13 protein-coding genes are annotated in these 15,710 nt (G+C 56.2%); 12 read left to right on the top strand and 1 reads right to left on the bottom strand.

Annotated features, from left to right (window positions below):
* Nucleotides 1–25 precede the first annotated feature (25 nt).
* From QMG27_RS06990 to QMG27_RS06965, 6 genes are all read left to right on the top strand, one after another.
* Nucleotides 26–2,890 (top strand): 2-oxoglutarate dehydrogenase E1 component, encoded by a 2,865-nt coding sequence (locus tag QMG27_RS06990; RefSeq protein WP_281810349.1) that lies wholly within the window; start codon nt 26–28, stop codon nt 2,888–2,890.
* 38 nt (nt 2,891–2,928) lie between these two features.
* Nucleotides 2,929–4,185 carry a 2-oxoglutarate dehydrogenase complex dihydrolipoyllysine-residue succinyltransferase gene (gene odhB, locus QMG27_RS06985; RefSeq protein ID WP_281810348.1) on the top strand — a complete coding sequence of 419 codons (1,257 nt, stop codon included), beginning with the start codon at nt 2,929–2,931 and terminating at the stop codon, nt 4,183–4,185.
* Between the two features lie 58 nt (nt 4,186–4,243).
* Nucleotides 4,244–5,671 (top strand): dihydrolipoyl dehydrogenase, encoded by a 1,428-nt coding sequence (lpdA, locus tag QMG27_RS06980; protein ID WP_281810347.1) that lies wholly within the window; start codon nt 4,244–4,246, stop codon nt 5,669–5,671.
* Between the two features lie 76 nt (nt 5,672–5,747).
* Nucleotides 5,748–6,857, top strand: a complete 1,110-nt coding sequence (gene zapE / locus QMG27_RS06975) for a cell division protein ZapE (protein ID WP_281810346.1) — start codon at nt 5,748–5,750, stop codon at nt 6,855–6,857.
* On the top strand, nt 6,854–7,438 hold the full coding sequence (locus QMG27_RS06970; RefSeq protein ID WP_281810345.1) for a hypothetical protein: 585 nt from the start codon (nt 6,854–6,856) through the stop codon (nt 7,436–7,438). The genes zapE and QMG27_RS06970 overlap by 4 nt, the downstream gene beginning before the upstream one ends.
* Entirely contained in the window at nt 7,435–9,486 is a 2,052-nt protein-coding gene (locus tag QMG27_RS06965; protein ID WP_281810344.1) for an ATP-dependent DNA helicase, read from the top strand. The genes QMG27_RS06970 and QMG27_RS06965 overlap by 4 nt, the downstream gene beginning before the upstream one ends.
* Here QMG27_RS06965 and QMG27_RS06960 read toward each other — a convergent pair.
* The gene (locus tag QMG27_RS06960; protein ID WP_281814553.1) at nt 9,458–10,234 is read right to left on the bottom strand and encodes an outer membrane protein assembly factor BamD; all 777 of its coding nucleotides are present in this window, start codon (nt 10,232–10,234) and stop codon (nt 9,458–9,460) included. The genes QMG27_RS06965 and QMG27_RS06960 overlap by 29 nt on opposite strands.
* Nucleotides 10,235–10,344: 110 nt before the next feature.
* On the opposite strand from QMG27_RS06960, the gene QMG27_RS06955 reads away from it, so the two are divergent.
* The 6 genes from QMG27_RS06955 to QMG27_RS06930 all read left to right on the top strand — a co-directional run bounded on the left by QMG27_RS06955 (nt 10,345) and on the right by QMG27_RS06930 (nt 15,709).
* Nucleotides 10,345–11,328, top strand: coding sequence for an RluA family pseudouridine synthase (locus QMG27_RS06955; protein WP_281810343.1), 984 nt, complete (start codon nt 10,345–10,347; stop codon nt 11,326–11,328).
* Between the two features lie 120 nt (nt 11,329–11,448).
* Nucleotides 11,449–12,153: an SMC-Scp complex subunit ScpB gene (scpB, locus tag QMG27_RS06950; protein ID WP_281810342.1), complete on the top strand. Its 705-nt coding sequence runs from the start codon at nt 11,449–11,451 to the stop codon at nt 12,151–12,153.
* Nucleotides 12,143–13,453, top strand: a complete 1,311-nt coding sequence (locus QMG27_RS06945; RefSeq protein WP_281810341.1) for a pseudouridine synthase — start codon at nt 12,143–12,145, stop codon at nt 13,451–13,453. The genes scpB and QMG27_RS06945 overlap by 11 nt, the downstream gene beginning before the upstream one ends.
* A gap of 125 nt (nt 13,454–13,578) precedes the next feature.
* Complete coding sequence (gene ndk, locus QMG27_RS06940; RefSeq protein ID WP_281810340.1) at nt 13,579–14,001, top strand: nucleoside-diphosphate kinase; 423 nt, start codon at nt 13,579–13,581, stop codon at nt 13,999–14,001.
* A gap of 44 nt (nt 14,002–14,045) precedes the next feature.
* Entirely contained in the window at nt 14,046–15,176 is a 1,131-nt protein-coding gene (gene rlmN, locus QMG27_RS06935) for a 23S rRNA (adenine(2503)-C(2))-methyltransferase RlmN (RefSeq protein ID WP_281810339.1), read from the top strand.
* Nucleotides 15,173–15,709 carry a hypothetical protein gene (locus QMG27_RS06930; protein WP_281810338.1) on the top strand — a complete coding sequence of 179 codons (537 nt, stop codon included), beginning with the start codon at nt 15,173–15,175 and terminating at the stop codon, nt 15,707–15,709. Before rlmN ends, QMG27_RS06930 begins: the two co-directional genes overlap by 4 nt.
* Nucleotide 15,710: the final 1 nt, after the last annotated feature.

Raw genomic sequence — 15,710 nt, 5'->3', positions numbered from 1 at the left:
GCAGGGGAACGGAGGTCAGCGCAAAATGAGTGAGACAACCGTCTACCAAGCCTATTCAGGCAATACCCATCTCTTCGGGGGCAACACCCCTTACGTCGAAGAGATGTATGAAAACTACCTAGCCAACCCAGGCAGCGTGCCCGATTCATGGCGCGAGTACTTTGACGCGTTGTCACATGTGCCCGCAGTCGATGGCTCTAACGCCAAAGACGTGCCTCACTTGCCCGTCATCAACGCGTTTGCTGAACGCGCCAAAGCCGGCGGCACCAAAGTTGTCATGGCCAGCGAAAACGCTGAAATGGGCCGCAAGCGCACTGCTGTGCAGCAGCTCATTGCCGCTTACCGCAACGTGGGCCAACGCTGGGCAGACCTCGATCCACTCAAGCGCACCGAGCGTCCTCATATTCCTGATCTCGACCCCGCTTTCTACGGCTTCACCGACGCCGACCAAGAAACCGTGTTCGACACCAGCAACACTTTCTTCGGCAAGAACAGCATGTCTTTGCGCGAGCTGCTCAACGCTTTGCGTGAAACCTACTGCGGTACCTTGGGCGCCGAGTTCATGTACACCTCAGAAATGGGTGAAAAGCGTTGGTGGCAAGAGAAGTTGGAAAGCATCCGCAGCAAGCCCAACTTCAACTCTGACCAAAAGAAAACCATCCTTGAGCACTTGACAGCTGCAGAAGGCTTGGAGCGTTATCTCCACACCAAGTATGTGGGTCAAAAGCGCTTCTCTCTCGAAGGTGGCGAAAGCTTCATCGCTGCGATGGATGAGCTGATTGAACAAGCCGGTATCAAAGGCATTCAAGAAGTTGTGATTGGCATGGCCCACCGCGGTCGTTTGAACGTGTTGGTCAACACCATGCGCAAGTTGCCTGCCGACTTGTTTGCCGAGTTCGATCACACCGCCCCCGAAGACCTGCCAGCCGGCGACGTGAAATACCACCAAGGCTTCAGCTCTGATGTGTCCACCAAAGGCGGCCCCGTGCACTTGTCTTTGGCGTTTAACCCCTCTCACCTGGAAATCGTCAACCCCGTGGTGGAAGGTTCTGTACGCGCTCGCATGGACCGCCGCGCTGACCCAACAGGTAGCCAAGTGTTGCCCGTGTTGGTCCACGGTGACTCCGCTTTCGGCGGCCAAGGCGTGAACCAAGAAACCTTGTGCTTGGCCCAAACCCGTGGTTACACCACGGGCGGCACAGTGCACATCATTGTGAACAACCAGATCGGTTTCACCACCTCTGACCCACGCGACATGCGCTCAAGCGTGTTCTGTACCGACATCGTCAAGATGGTCGAAGCGCCTGTGTTGCATGTCAACGGTGATGATCCAGAAGCCGTCGTGTTGGCCACACAGTTGGCCCTCGAGTACCGCATGACCTTCCGCAAGGACGTGGTCATCGACATCGTGTGTTTCCGCAAGTTGGGCCACAACGAACAAGATACCCCAGCGCTGACTCAGCCGCTGATGTACAAAAAAATCGCCGCTCACCCTGGCACACGCAAGCTGTACGCCGACAAGTTGGCTACGCAAGGCTTGGGTGAGACGCTGGGCGACGAGATGGTCAAGGCCTACCGCGCCGCTTTGGACGCCGGCAAGCACTTGGACGATCCCGTTTTGACCAACTTCAAGACCAAGTACACCGTGGACTGGTCTCCCTTCATGGGCAAGAAGTGGACAGACGCTGGTGACACCGCCATTCCGATGACCGAGTGGAAGCGCTTGGCCGAAAGAATCACCACCATCCCAGACTCTGTGACGCCTCACGCTTTGGTGAAGAAGGTGTACGACGACCGCGCAGCCATGGGCCGTGGCGAGATCAATGTCGACTGGGGCATGGGCGAGCATATGGCTTTCGCATCCTTGGTGGCCAGCGGCTACCCCGTGCGTTTGTCAGGTGAAGATTGCGGCCGTGGTACGTTCACACACCGCCACGCCGTGATTCACGACCAAAAGCGTGAAAAGTGGGACACAGGTACTTACGTTGCTTTGCAACACGTGACTGAAAACCAAGCGCCATTCACCGTGATCGACTCGATCTTGTCTGAAGAAGCGGTGCTCGGTTTTGAGTACGGCTACGCCTCTAACGATCCCAACACCTTGGTGATTTGGGAAGCCCAGTTCGGCGACTTCGCCAACGGCGCGCAAGTGGTGATCGACCAGTTCATCGCCTCGGGCGAAGTGAAGTGGGGCCGTGTGAATGGCTTGACCGTCATGTTGCCTCATGGCTACGAAGGCCAAGGCCCAGAGCACAGCTCTGCACGCCTTGAGCGCTTCATGCAATTGGCTGCTGACACCAACATGCAAATCGTGCAGCCCACCACGGCCAGCCAGATCTTCCACGTGTTGCGTCGCCAAATGGTGCGCGACTTGCGCAAGCCTTTGATCATCTTCACGCCGAAGTCCTTGCTGCGTAACAAAGACGCGACATCGCCTGTGTCTGAGTTCACCAAAGGAGGCTTCCAAACCGTTATTCCAGAAAACAAAGCACTCAAGGCTGACAAGGTCAAGCGCGTGCTGGTGTGTTCTGGCAAGGTTTACTACGACTTGGTCAAAAAGCGTGAAGAGTTGGGCGCTGACGATGTGGCGATTTTGCGCGTCGAACAGCTCTATCCATTCCCACACAAAGCTTTCGCGGCTGAGCTCAAGAAGTACCCCAACGCCACTGAATTGGTGTGGACGCAAGACGAGCCACAAAACCAAGGCGCATGGTTCTTCGTGCAGCACTACATCCACGAAAACATGTTGCCTGGCCAAAAGCTCGGCTACTCAGGTCGCGCCGCTTCTGCGTCGCCAGCCGTGGGTTACTCACACTTGCACCAAGAGCAACAAAAGTCGCTCGTCGAAGGTGCATTCGCCAAGCTCAAGGGCTTTGTGCTGACCAAATAAATCGTTGAAACGAAATACCAGATACAGAAAGAATTGATATGGCAATCATTGAAGTCAAAGTTCCTCAGCTGTCCGAATCTGTGGCCGAAGCCACCATGCTGCAATGGAAAAAGAAAGTGGGCGAGTCTGTCGCTGCAGACGAAATCTTGATCGACATCGAGACCGACAAAGTTGTGCTCGAAGTCCCTGCGCCTGCTGCTGGCGTGTTGTGCGAAATCGTGGTCGCTGACGGCGGCACCGTGACCGCAGAGCAACTCATCGCCAAGATCGACACCGACGGCAAAGTGGGCGCAGTTGCTGCAGCCCCAGCCGCCGCACCTGCTGCTGCAGCGCCCGCTGCTGCTGCACCTGCAGCCGCTGCCGCTGCATCCACCAGCAAAGCTGGCGTAGCCATGCCCGCCGCTGCCAAACTGATGGCTGACAACAACTTGGCCGCTGGCTCTGTGGCTGGCACAGGCAAAGACGGCCGCGTCACCAAAGGTGATGTGTTGTCTGCTGTCGCCGGTGGCGTTCAGTCCACTGCTGGCGTGATTCCTACAGGCGCACCGACCAAGGCTTTGCCACAAGTGGCAGCACCTTCCGTGTCATTGGGTGACCGTCCTGAGCAACGCGTGCCCATGACACGTCTGCGTGCTCGCGTGGCCGAGCGTTTGTTGCAATCGCAATCGACCAACGCCATCCTGACCACGTTCAACGAAATCAACATGGCCCCCGTCATGGACATGCGCAAGCGCATGCAAGAGAAGTTCGAAAAAGAGCACGGCGTCAAGCTGGGCTTCATGAGCTTCTTCGTCAAAGCGGCAGTACACGCCTTGAAGAAATTCCCCGTGTTGAACGCCTCTGTGGATGGCAACGACATCGTGTACCACGGCTACTTCGACATCGGTATCGCTGTGGGTTCGCCACGCGGTTTGGTGGTGCCAATTTTGCGCAATGCCGACCAAATGAGCTTTGCCGAAATCGAGAAGAAGATTGCTGAATTCGGCGTGAAAGCGCGTGACGGCAAGTTGGGCATCGAAGAGATGACTGGTGGTACGTTCTCGATCTCCAACGGCGGTACCTTTGGTTCGATGATGTCGACACCGATCATCAACCCACCACAGTCTGCGATTTTGGGCGTGCACGCGACCAAAGACCGCGCCATGGTGGAAAACGGCCAAGTGGTGGTTCGCCCTATGAACTACTTTGCGATGTCTTACGACCACCGCATCATTGACGGCCGTGAAGCTGTCTTGGGCTTGGTGGCGATGAAAGAAGCGCTGGAAGATCCAGCTCGCCTCTTATTCGACATCTAATTCATCTTCATTCAATGCCCCCAGTTTGGGGGCGTTGTTCATTTCAAGAGAAATTTTTATGAGCAAACAATTCGACGTCGTCGTCATTGGTGGTGGCCCCGGTGGCTACATCGCAGCCATTCGCGCTGCACAACTCGGTTTCCAAGTCGCTTGTATCGACGAGTGGAAAAACGCAGCCGGTGGCCCCGCACCCGGCGGCACCTGTACCAACGTGGGTTGCATTCCTTCTAAGGCTTTGCTGCAGTCCAGCGAACACTTTGAGCATGCCAACCATCATTTCGAAGAGCACGGCATCACAGCCAAGGACGTGAAGATGGATGTGGCCAAGATGATTGCCCGCAAGGACAACGTTGTGAAGCAAAACAATGACGGCATCTTGTACTTGTTCAAGAAAAACAAGGTCACGTTCTTCCACGGTCGTGGCAGCTTTGCTGGCAAAGCCGAAGGCGGTTACACCATCAACGTGGCTGGCAAAACCGAAGAGGCCATCACGGCCAAGCAAGTCATCATCGCCACAGGCTCGAATGCCCGTGCGTTGCCTGGTACACCGTTTGACGAAGTCAACGTGTTGTCCAACGACGGTGCGTTACGCGTGGGCGCTGTGCCTAAGAAACTAGCCTTGATCGGCTCCGGCGTGATCGGTTTGGAGATGGGTTCTGTGTGGCGTCGTCTCGGCGCTGAGGTGACCATCCTCGAAGGCCTGCCCACATTCTTGGGCGCGGTGGACGAGCAAATCGCCAAAGAAGCCAAGAAGGCTTTTGACAAGCAGGGCTTGAAGATCGAGTTGGGCGTGAAGGTCGGCGAGATCGTCAACGGCAAGAAGGGCGTGACCGTCAACTACACCAACGCCAAAGGCGAAGCGGTGGTGCTCGACGCAGACAAGCTCATTGTGTCGATCGGTCGCGTGCCCAACACGATTGGTCTGAACCCAGAAGCGATTGGCTTGCAGCTCGACGAACGCGGCGCGATTGTGGTGGACGGCGACTGCAAAACCAACGTTCCTGGCGTGTGGGCGGTGGGCGACGTGGTGCGTGGCCCGATGCTCGCGCACAAAGCCGAAGAAGAGGGCGTTGCTGTGGCCGAGCGCATCGCAGGCCAACACGGTCACGTCAACTTCAACACCATTCCCTGGGTCATCTACACCAGCCCCGAAATCGCTTGGGTGGGCCGCACAGAGCAGCAGCTGAAAGAGCAAGGCGTGGCGTACAAGGCTGGCACGTTCCCGTTCCTCGCGAACGGCCGTGCGCGCGCTTTGGGCGACACCACCGGTATGGTGAAGTTCTTGGCCGATGCCACGACCGATGAAATTTTGGGCGTGCACATGGTGGGTCCACAAGTGTCAGAGTTGATCTCTGAAGCCGTGGTGGCGATGGAGTTCAAAGCTTCTGCTGAAGACATTGCACGCATTTGCCACGCACATCCCTCGTTGAGCGAAGCGACCAAAGAAGCGGCTTTGGCCGTGGATAAGCGCACCTTGAACTTCTAAAAGTTTCAACGCCTTGCGCCTAAAAGCCCGCTCTCACCGGCGGGCTTTTTTCATGGGCAAGGCACAATAGAGCCCTATGTCAGAGCACAAACCTGTTTACCAAAATTACCTCAGAGAACTTGAGGCACGAGGCTTTCAAAGTGACCCTGCGCAATTGCGCGCCATTGAGGCGCTTGAGCGTTGCGCGGCCGACTGGGATGCGTATCGTGCGAAGCGTTCGAACGCATTGAAAAAGCTCGTCAATCGATCCGAGATTCCAAAAGGCGTTTATATGTTCGGTGGGGTAGGGCGCGGTAAGAGCTTTTTGATGGATTGCTTTTTTGAAGCGGTGTCCATCAAGCGCAAAACCCGTTTGCACTTTCACGAATTCATGCGTGAAGTTCATCGTGAGTTGCGTGACTTGCAAGGCACAGTAAATCCGCTGGATGTGTTGGGTAAAAACATTTCCAAACGCTACAAACTCATTTGCTTTGACGAGTTTCATGTGGCTGACATCACCGATGCCATGATCTTGCATCGTTTGCTGGTGTCTTTGTTTGACAACGGCGTGGGCTTTGTCACGACATCTAACTTCGAGCCCAATGGTTTGTATCCCAATGGCTTGCACCGTGACCGCATCTTGCCCGCGATTGATTTGCTCAACGAGCGCATGCAAGTGCTCAATGTGGACAACGGCACCGACTACCGCCGTCGCACCTTAGAACAAGTGGATCTGTACTTGCAGCCTCTAGGTGAAGCCACCGATGCCAAGATGACAGAAGCGTTCAACCGTTTGGCGGAATGTCAAGATGAAGACCCCATATTGCATATCGAGGCACGCAAAATCAAAGCACGTCGCCGCGCTGGTGGTGTGGTGTGGTTTGATTTCAAAGATCTGTGTGGCGGTCCTCGCTCGCAAAATGATTACTTAGAAATTGCGAGCCAGTTTCATACTGTGTTGCTGAGTGATGTGCCGCACATGCCAGTGAACCGTGCTTCTGAGGCACGTCGTTTCACTTGGTTGGTGGACGTGTTGTACGACCGTCGCGTCAAGCTCATGATGTCTGCGGCTGTATCCCCTGAAGAGCTTTACACAGAGGGGCCGATGTCGCACGAGTTTCCACGTACGGTGTCGCGTTTGAACGAGATGCAATCGGCCGAGTTCTTGGCGCTAGAACGTCGCACCGTGGATACGGGGCTCACATGAAAAAGTTAGTCTCATTTTTGCTCGCTTGTCTATGTTTGTTCGCGTGCGCTGCTCGCGCGCAAACTACTATCTCCGCCGATGTCACTTCGGATGCCACAGAGCAAAGGGATGCTGAACGTGAGTTGGAGCGCGCACGCTTGACGGCAGCCCGCCAAGCACTTGAAGATCAATACAAACAAGAGTTGGCCCAGTGCTACCAAAAGTTTGATGTCACCAGCTGTCGTTTGAAAGCACGCGATCGTCGAATCGATGCGGATACGCTGCTGCGTGTCGATGAGCTCCGATTCAACGCCCAAGAGCGACAAATTCAATCAGAGAATACGCGTCGCTCTCTGGCTGAACGCAACAGTGAGGCTGAACAGAAAAAAGCCGAAGCGAATCGTGCTGCTGCGATTCTTGCCGCCAAAGAGCGTGCCGACGCCAACGCTCAAAAACAGCTTGACCATGCGCTGAAGGGCACTAAACGGGGGGATTACGAGCAAAAACTCCGTGATGCAGCCCAGCACCGAGAGGACGTTGCTAAAAAATTGCGTGAGCGCAAGGGTGAGCCAGCTGCGCCGCTACCCCCTCCCAATCGATGAGTCACCCTCTGCATGATTTGGTGCAAGAAGCTTTTGCACCTTTAGGTGTGCTCGAACGTGCCACCGACCACTTTACGCCTCGTCAAGGTCAAACCGACATGGCATTGGCTGTGGCCGATGTCGTGGCTCATGGCGGGAGCCTGGTGGTGGAGGCCGGGACGGGCGTAGGTAAAACCTTTGCCTATTTGGTGCCTGCTTTGTTGAGTGGTGAACGTGTCTTGTTGTCGACGGCCACCAAGGCCTTGCAAGATCAGCTGTTTGCGCGCGATTTGCCACGCTTGGTGCAGGCGCTGAACTTACCCATTCGCTTAGCCTTGCTCAAAGGCCGCTCGAGTTACTTGTGCACGCACCGCATGGAAATGGCGCGGCGTGACACACAAATTTCAGATCGACACACGGTCCATCTGCTGTCCCGCGTCGAAACATGGTCACTCAGCACACGTACGGGTGATTTGGCAGAGTTGCCCGGTCTGGATGAGCGTTCTCCATTGATTCCACTCATCACATCTAACCGTGAAAACTGTTTGGGTTCTCAGTGTTCCAAATTCAAAACTTGCCACGTCAATGCAGCTCGTCGTGAAGCTCTGGGGGCTGATGTGGTGGTCATTAACCACCATTTGTTTTTTGCTGATATGGCGGTCCGTGAAACGGGGATGGCCGAGCTGTTGCCAAGTGTGCGTGTGGTGATTTTTGACGAGGCGCACCAACTCAATGAAGTAGGCGTCAATTTTTTAGGGCATCAATTAGGCACAGCGCAGTTGCTAGATGTGACGCGCGATCTATTGGCGACGGGCTTGCAGTTGGCGCGCGGCTTGGCCGATTGGCAGGGCGTGTGTTCTGGCCTTGAGAGAGCCACGCGAGAATTGCGCTTAATCGGTGGCAAGCGCATGGGCGCCGTGAAGCTGCGCTGGACGGAACAGGCGCCAGAGGGTATTCATGTTGGCGCATGGATGCAGTCACTAGAAGATGTCGGTGCAGCATGTGTGCAAGCGCTTCACGCGCTAGACACCGTCAGTGAAATTGCGCCTGACTTCATGCGCTTGCATGACCGTGTGGCTGAAATGGCCAAGCGTGTGGATGCCTTCTTGAACCCTTGTGCCCCTGATGCTGTGCGTTGGGTGGATGTGAGTGCATCGCAAATGCGCTTGATGGAAGCGCCTTTGGACATCGCAGAGACAGTGCGTGAGCGCTTGATGACGCAGTCGCCTGTCATCGAAGAAGATGCCGTGGCTGATGCAGATACACGCCCTCGGGCTTGGGTGTTTACCTCGGCGACCTTGGGGGATGATCCACGCTTGCGTTGGTTCACGGAGCCATGTGGCTTAGAGTCTGCGACCGTGCTGCGCGTGAGCAGCCCGTTTGATTACCCTGCACAAGCATCGTTGTATGTGCCGCGAGATATCGTGCGTCCAAACGATCCCGCGCACAGTTCACAAGTTGCGACCATTGCCAGCAATGCGGTGCGTTGTTTAGGGGGGCGCACCTTGGTGCTCACCACCACCTTACGCGCTTTGCGTGTGATTGGTGATGTGCTGAAGCAGCAGCTTGAAGGCTCAGGGGTTGAGGTGTTGGTGCAGGGCGAATGGCCTAAGCGCCATCTGATGGAGCGGTTTCGTGAAGGTGCTCATGTGGGAGAGGCGGGCTGTGTCTTGGTCGCCTCGGCCACTTTTTGGGAAGGGTTTGATGTGCCGGGTGATGCGCTGCAGCTGGTCGTTATCGACAAGCTGCCGTTTCCGCCACCCAATGACCCCTTGGTCGAAGCACGCAGCAAGCGATTGGAGTTGCAAGGTCGCAGCCCTTTCAACGACTATTTTGTACCTGAAGCCGTGGTGGCTTTGAAGCAAGGGGCCGGACGTTTGATTCGCACGGAGTCCGATCGAGGGGCATTGGTGGTGTGCGACAACCGTTTGGTTACCACAGGCTACGGCCGCCGCTTGATCGCCGCGTTGCCGCCAATGCGTCAGGTGCAGACGAATGAGGAATTGGTTGAAGCGCTCGAGGCGCTTCACCAAGACTTTCTCACCAGAGTTGCCACCAAGACTTTTTAGGGGCTGCCCGGTCTGGATAGACAAAGGTGCTGTTGGGATAAGACTTCTCTAAGACACGTTTTGTGTCATCACGAAGTTGTACCAATCCAAGCTTGTCGTAGCTTTGAACCATGATGAACAACGCTTCTTCCACTGCGGGCACATCGCGGTACTCTTGTACCGTGGTTTGGGCTCGGTTGATGGCTGCAACGTAAGCGCCACGTTGAAAGTAAAATCGAGCCACATGCACATCAGAACGCGCCAATGAGTTTTTGATGAACGCCATGCGAAGACGTGCATCTTCTGCATATTTGGATGAGGGGAAGCGAACTACCAGCTCGCGGAAGGCTTCGAAAGATTCTTTGGCTTGTTTGGGGTCGCGTTCGGCGAGGTCTTGTTCAGCGAGTGACGACATCACGCCCAAGTTATCGTTGAAGTTCACCAAGCCTTTTAAGTACAGCGCATAGTCCAACGCTGGACTTGCGGGGTGCAGTTTGATGAAACGATCCAGCGTCGCAACAGCTTGAACGGGTTCGTTGGTTTTGTATTGAGCCCATGCTTTATCTAGCTGCGCCTGCTGAGCTAAGGCGGTGCCTGCAGCGCGACCTTCGAGCTTTTCGTACATGCCAATGGCCTTGTCATAAGCTCCTGCAGCGAGCTCATCTTTCGCCTCGCTAAACAGCTTGTCGTTGCTCCAATCTTTGGTTGGGTCGTAATTGCTGTCAGCACATCCTGTGAAAAGAATGGCCGTTGACAGGCCAAGGGCCATCCACACCGTCGATAATTTGAGTCGTAACACCACAGGTCTACCTCTTGAATCAAAGTCAAACCATTCTATCGGCACAGCCATCCACTCAAGCCTGCGACTCGGAGGACGTTTTGCTCGACGAACAGAGCGATTTTGTCGAGGAGGCTGATGTTGAAACCCGTGAGCTTGAAATTCCGACAGCGTTGCATGGTGAACGTTTAGACCGTGCACTGGCGGTGTTATTGCCTGAGTTTTCTCGCAGCTACTCGCAACAGCTCTTGGGGGATGGTTTTGTCAGCTGTGTGCTGCCCACGCCGCGTGTGATGACGAAGGCTTCGGCGAAAGTGCGCATGGGCGAGCGCTACCAGCTCACTTTGAAACCCACGCCGCAAAGCCAGGCCTTCAAGCCAGAAAACATTCCATTGAATGTGATTTATGAGGATGAGGATCTGCGCGTGCTCTTCAAACCCGCTGGCTTGGTGGTACACCCCGCGCCCGGTAATTGGAGCGGTACCTTGCTCAATGGCTTGTTGGCGATGGACCCGCAAGCGGTGATGCTGCCGCGTGCTGGCATCGTGCACCGCTTAGACAAAGACACCAGCGGCCTCATGATCGTGGCGCGTACCCGTCGCGCCATGGATGCTTTGGTGGCCATGATTGCCGAGCGTCATGTCCATCGCGAATACTTGGCTGTGGCCTACCGCAAATGGGTGGGGCAACCTGTGCGTGATGTGGTGGCCGCGATCGGTCGTGATTACAAAAACCGCTTGCGCATGGCTGTGGTCGATCTCGAGCGCCTGCCTGGCAAAGAAGCGCACACGACATTCGAGTGTTTGAGCAGTCAAGAAGAGGCTTGCTTGGTGCAATGCACCTTGCACACAGGTCGCACCCATCAAATCCGTGTTCACATGGCGCATTTTGGTCACCCGTTGGTAGGGGATGCTTTGTATGCGGGCCCCATGAACATGGGCATTGAGCGCCAAGCTTTGCACGCCTTTCGTTTAAGTTTTGACCATCCCATCAGCGGGGAGGCGCTTGAGTTTGAGGCGCCGTTGCCAGACGACATGGTTCATCTGCTGGCTGTTTTGGGTCTCAAACGGCCCGAATCTGCCTAAAAACGGCCTCCGGTACAATACGCGCTCACGCTTGTGAAAGCGGTGAGCCCTTTGGCTCTGACTTGCCGATGCCCCGCATCCGCCCCTTATTTCCTCGACCCTTGACCCGGAACTCGCACGATGAACACCGTGGATGCCAAGCGCGTACTTGAGACCGCCCTGATTTGTTCGCACCAACCCATCCAGATTCGCGATTTGCGCGTGCTGTTTGCTGACGCCTTGGGCGCCGACACCATTCGCACTTTGCTCGAAGAGCTGCAGCTCGACTGGGCTCAGCGCGGCGTTGAGCTGGTGCAAGTGGCCACAGGCTGGCGTTTTCAAAGCCGACCAGAAATGCGCGAGTTTTTGGACAGACTCAATCCTGAGAAGCCGCCCAAGTACTCGCGTGCTGTGATGGAAACTTTGGCCATCATCGCCTACCGCCAGCCCGTGACACGTGGCGACATGGAAGACATCCGTGGCGTGACAGTTAACTCTCTCGTCATCAAACAACTCGAAGACCGAGGGTGGGTGGAGGTCATTGGCCACCGAGAAACCGTGGGCCGTCCTTCGTTGTACGCCACCACGCGCCAGTTTTTGGACGACTTGGGTCTAGCCTCGCTGGACCAATTACCCGTGTTTGACAGCGACCAAGCGCAAGCCAATGCGTTTGCTCGTTTGGGTGAAGCCGATCCGTCTTTGCAATTGGACATGGCCTTAGAGCCCACCGACGGCGAAGCCGTGGTGATTGAGGTGCCCGCTGCCGACAACGCGGATGCGCCTATTTTTGAACTTTCCTCCCCCAGAGACCCCGCCTCAAACGGCGACGAGACACATGAACACTAAATCCAACGGCCTGGGTGGCAAACCAAACCAAACGACGCACGACGAATTTTTAGAAGACGACGACACGACTTTTGATTTCGACGATGTGGTGTCTGGCGAGTTCGACGCCGAGCTCATTCGCGCCGAATCTGCCCCCGAAAAACGTGTGCTGTTGCCGCAACCCGAATCGCCCAAGTTGCACAAAGTCTTGGCCCAGTCGGGCTTGGGCTCACGCATTGAGATGGAGCGCCTGATTGCCGAAGGCCATGTGTCAGTCAACAACGAAGTGGCCCACGTCGGCCAACGCGTGCAGTTTGGTGACCAAATCAAGGTCAATGGCCGCCAGCTCAAGGTGCGCATTGCGCCGCCGCCACCGCGTGTGATCGCGTACCACAAGCCTGCGGGCGAAGTGGTCACCACCGACGATCCGCAAAACCGTCCCACCGTGTTCCGTCGTTTGCCACGCCTGTACCAAGGCAAATGGCAATCGGTGGGCCGTTTGGACTTGAACACCGAAGGCTTGTTGTTGTTCACCAGCTCTGGCGAACTGGCCAACCAACTCATGCACCCCCGCTTTGGCCTGCAACGCGAATACGCCGTTCGCTCGCTGGGCAAACTCAGCAAAGACCAAAAAGAACAACTCATCACCGGCATTCAACTCGACGATGGCCCAGCCCAATTTGGTTCGATCGAAGAGGGTGGTGGTGAAGGGTCTAACTGCTGGTACCGCGTCACGATCTCCGAAGGCCGTAACCGCGAAGTGCGCCGCATGTTCGAGGCTGTCGGTCACGCTGTGAGTCGTTTGATTCGTATCCGTTACGGCGCCATGGTGTTGCCGCGCGGCTTGAAGCGCGGTGCGTTTGTCGAGCTCGGCGAGCGCGACATCCGTGCCTTGATGGAAGCCGCCGGTGCTGAAGCGCCGTTGCAAAGCGGCCCTTCACGTCATGACCGTAATGAACGCGCCAACAGCCGCCGCCGCGGTAACAGCGTGGGCCCACGCCCATCGACCCCGCGTGCCCCCGAAGAGCGCAGCGGACCTGAGCGTTTGGTGCGCACAGAGCGTCGTCGTGGTGGCAAACCGCAAGAGCGCACGCAGCAGCCTGACCCGATGCAAACCTCGGTGGGCTACATCGGTGCCGATAGTTACGCCATCGAACGTCAACGCAAAAAAGACGGCCAAAAAGCCTTCAAAGCTGGCCTCGTCGGTGGTCCACGCCCCTCTAACGGCGCACCACGTCGAGGCGGTTCAGCCGGCGGCAGCTTTGGTGGTGGCCGCTCAGGTGGTGGCAATCGTGGCCAGGGCGGCCGAGGTGGCCGATAAATCGCAGCGAAGATGCACCAAAAACGGTGGGTGTTTCAAGGGAAATCCCTTGAAACGGTTAAAATAGCGGGCTTCGCGCCTCGCGTATAAAAGTTTCAATCACAGTCAATACAGGGAAAAACCAAATGACCGAACGTACTCTCTCCATCATCAAGCCAGACGCAGTTGCCAAGAACGTCATCGGCCAAATCTACGCTCGCTTCGAAGCTGCTGGCTTGAAAGTTGTGGCTGCTCGCATGGCTCACCTGTCACGCGGCGAAGCCGAGCAGTTCTACGCTGTGCACAAAGCACGTCCTTTCTTCAAAGATTTGGTTGACTTCATGGTCTCTGGCCCTGTCATGATCCAAGTGCTCGAAGGCGAAGGCGCTATCTTGAAAAACCGTGACCTGATGGGCGCAACCAACCCCAAAGAAGCCGCTCCTGGCACCATCCGCGCTGACTTCGCTGACAGCATCGATGCCAACGCTGTGCACGGTTCTGATGGCCCAGAGACAGCAGCTGCTGAAATCAGCTTCTTCTTCGCTGGCATGAACGTTTACGGTCACTAATAGCCAATTGACGCGGTGGGTCACCATCGCGTTGGCGAATAAAAATGACGGCCAACCTGCTTGATTTTGATCTCGACGGTTTGGCCGTTTTTTGTGAGCGCTTGGGCGAAAAACGCTTTCGCGCCACACAGCTGTTCCGTTGGATCCACCAAAAAGGCGCACAAGACTTTGATCAGATGTCTGATCTCGCCAAGTCGCTGCGCGAAAAGCTGAAGACCTGCGCGCAGGTTCAGCCACTCACCCCCATTTCCAGACACGACTCCGCCGACGGCACCATCAAGTGGTTGTTTGACGTGGGTGACGGCAATGCCGTCGAAACCGTGTTTATTCCTGAAGACGACCGAGGTACCTTGTGCGTCTCATCACAAGCGGGTTGCGCCGTGGGCTGCCGCTTTTGCTCCACGGGTCATCAAGGTTTTAGCCGCAACCTCACCACCGGCGAAATTTTGTCGCAACTCTGGTTTGCCGAGCACACGCTGCGCAAGCAGTTCAACACGACCGAGCGTGTCATCTCCAACGTGGTGATGATGGGCATGGGCGAGCCGCTGCAAAACTACAGCGCCTTGGTGCCCGCGCTGCGCTCGATGTTGGACGACCATGGCTACGGTTTGTCACGTCGTCGTGTGACGGTGTCCACCTCGGGCGTGGTGCCCATGATGGATCGCTTGGGCGAAGATTGCCCCGTGGCTTTGGCCGTGTCGCTGCATGCGCCCAATGATGCGCTGCGTGACAACTTGGTGCCGCTCAACCGCAAATATCCCCTGCACGAGTTGATGGACGCTTGCCGCCGCTACTTGGCGCACGCGCCGCGTGACTTCATCACGTTTGAATACTGCATGTTGGATGGCGTGAATGACCAACCCGAGCATGCGCAAGCCTTGATTGACTTGGTCAAACCCAAGCGTGGGCTTGGCGAGGGCGTGCCTTGTAAGTTCAATCTGATTCCGTTCAACCCATTTCCTGCTTCGGGCCTCACGCGTTCCAACGCGGCCACGGTCAAAGCCTTTGCGGCTCAACTCAGCGAAGCAGGCATCATCACCACGGTGCGAAAGACGCGCGGTGACGACATTGATGCCGCTTGCGGCCAACTCGCGGGCGACGTCAAAGATCGCACGCGCGTGGACGAGCGCATTGCCAAACAACGCATCATTACGCTCACACAGGTGTCGTCATGAGTAGCAGGCGTTGGCATTTTTCAGTCTGCATCGCCGCTTTGTGTGTTTTAAGCGCATGCGGCTCAGCAACTTTTCAGCTAGACGCGCTCACACACTCTGAGCCCAGTGCCATACGCGAACGCGCCATGCGTCGCTTGAGCTTGGCCACTGCGTATTACGAACACAACCAAACCGATGTGGCGCAGCAAGAAGTGCGTGCCGCGTTGCAAATCGACCCGCAATTTGCCGAAGCTTACGGGTTGCTTGGTTTGATTCACCAGCGCGGCAACGCGCCTAAATTGGCGCAGCAAAGTTTTGAGCAAGCGCTGCAACTCGCGTCGATGCCACCTGTGCGTTCTGCCGAGTTGGCGGCCATTCAACACAACTACGGTTGGTTCTTGTGCGAACAAAACCAATTCACCGAGGCCCAAGCCCAGTTTGCCAACGCCTTGTCGCAGCCAAGCTATCGATACGCTGACAAAACCACAAAAGCTGTGGTGATGTGTCAGCAACGTGCATCGGCACAGGCCGCAGCCCCCAGTCGCAACCATTGAC

The sequence above is a fragment of the Limnohabitans sp. MORI2 genome (genome assembly GCF_027925025.1).
Lineage (GTDB): Bacteria > Pseudomonadota > Gammaproteobacteria > Burkholderiales > Burkholderiaceae_C > Limnohabitans.
Note: the sequence above shows the minus strand (reverse complement) of the source record. Positions and strands in the feature narration are given on the sequence as shown.

Coding starts and splice junctions, on each gene's coding strand:
- QMG27_RS06990 (WP_281810349.1), top strand. CDS start 26: ATGAGTGAGACAACCGTCTACCAAGCCTATTCAGGCAATACCCATCTC.
- odhB (WP_281810348.1), top strand. CDS start 2,929: ATGGCAATCATTGAAGTCAAAGTTCCTCAGCTGTCCGAATCTGTGGCC.
- lpdA (WP_281810347.1), top strand. CDS start 4,244: ATGAGCAAACAATTCGACGTCGTCGTCATTGGTGGTGGCCCCGGTGGC.
- zapE (WP_281810346.1), top strand. CDS start 5,748: ATGTCAGAGCACAAACCTGTTTACCAAAATTACCTCAGAGAACTTGAG.
- QMG27_RS06970 (WP_281810345.1), top strand. CDS start 6,854: ATGAAAAAGTTAGTCTCATTTTTGCTCGCTTGTCTATGTTTGTTCGCG.
- QMG27_RS06965 (WP_281810344.1), top strand. CDS start 7,435: ATGAGTCACCCTCTGCATGATTTGGTGCAAGAAGCTTTTGCACCTTTA.
- QMG27_RS06960 (WP_281814553.1), bottom strand. CDS start 10,234: ATGGCCCTTGGCCTGTCAACGGCCATTCTTTTCACAGGATGTGCTGAC.
- scpB (WP_281810342.1), top strand. CDS start 11,449: ATGAACACCGTGGATGCCAAGCGCGTACTTGAGACCGCCCTGATTTGT.
- QMG27_RS06945 (WP_281810341.1), top strand. CDS start 12,143: ATGAACACTAAATCCAACGGCCTGGGTGGCAAACCAAACCAAACGACG.
- ndk (WP_281810340.1), top strand. CDS start 13,579: ATGACCGAACGTACTCTCTCCATCATCAAGCCAGACGCAGTTGCCAAG.
- rlmN (WP_281810339.1), top strand. CDS start 14,046: ATGACGGCCAACCTGCTTGATTTTGATCTCGACGGTTTGGCCGTTTTT.
- QMG27_RS06930 (WP_281810338.1), top strand. CDS start 15,173: ATGAGTAGCAGGCGTTGGCATTTTTCAGTCTGCATCGCCGCTTTGTGT.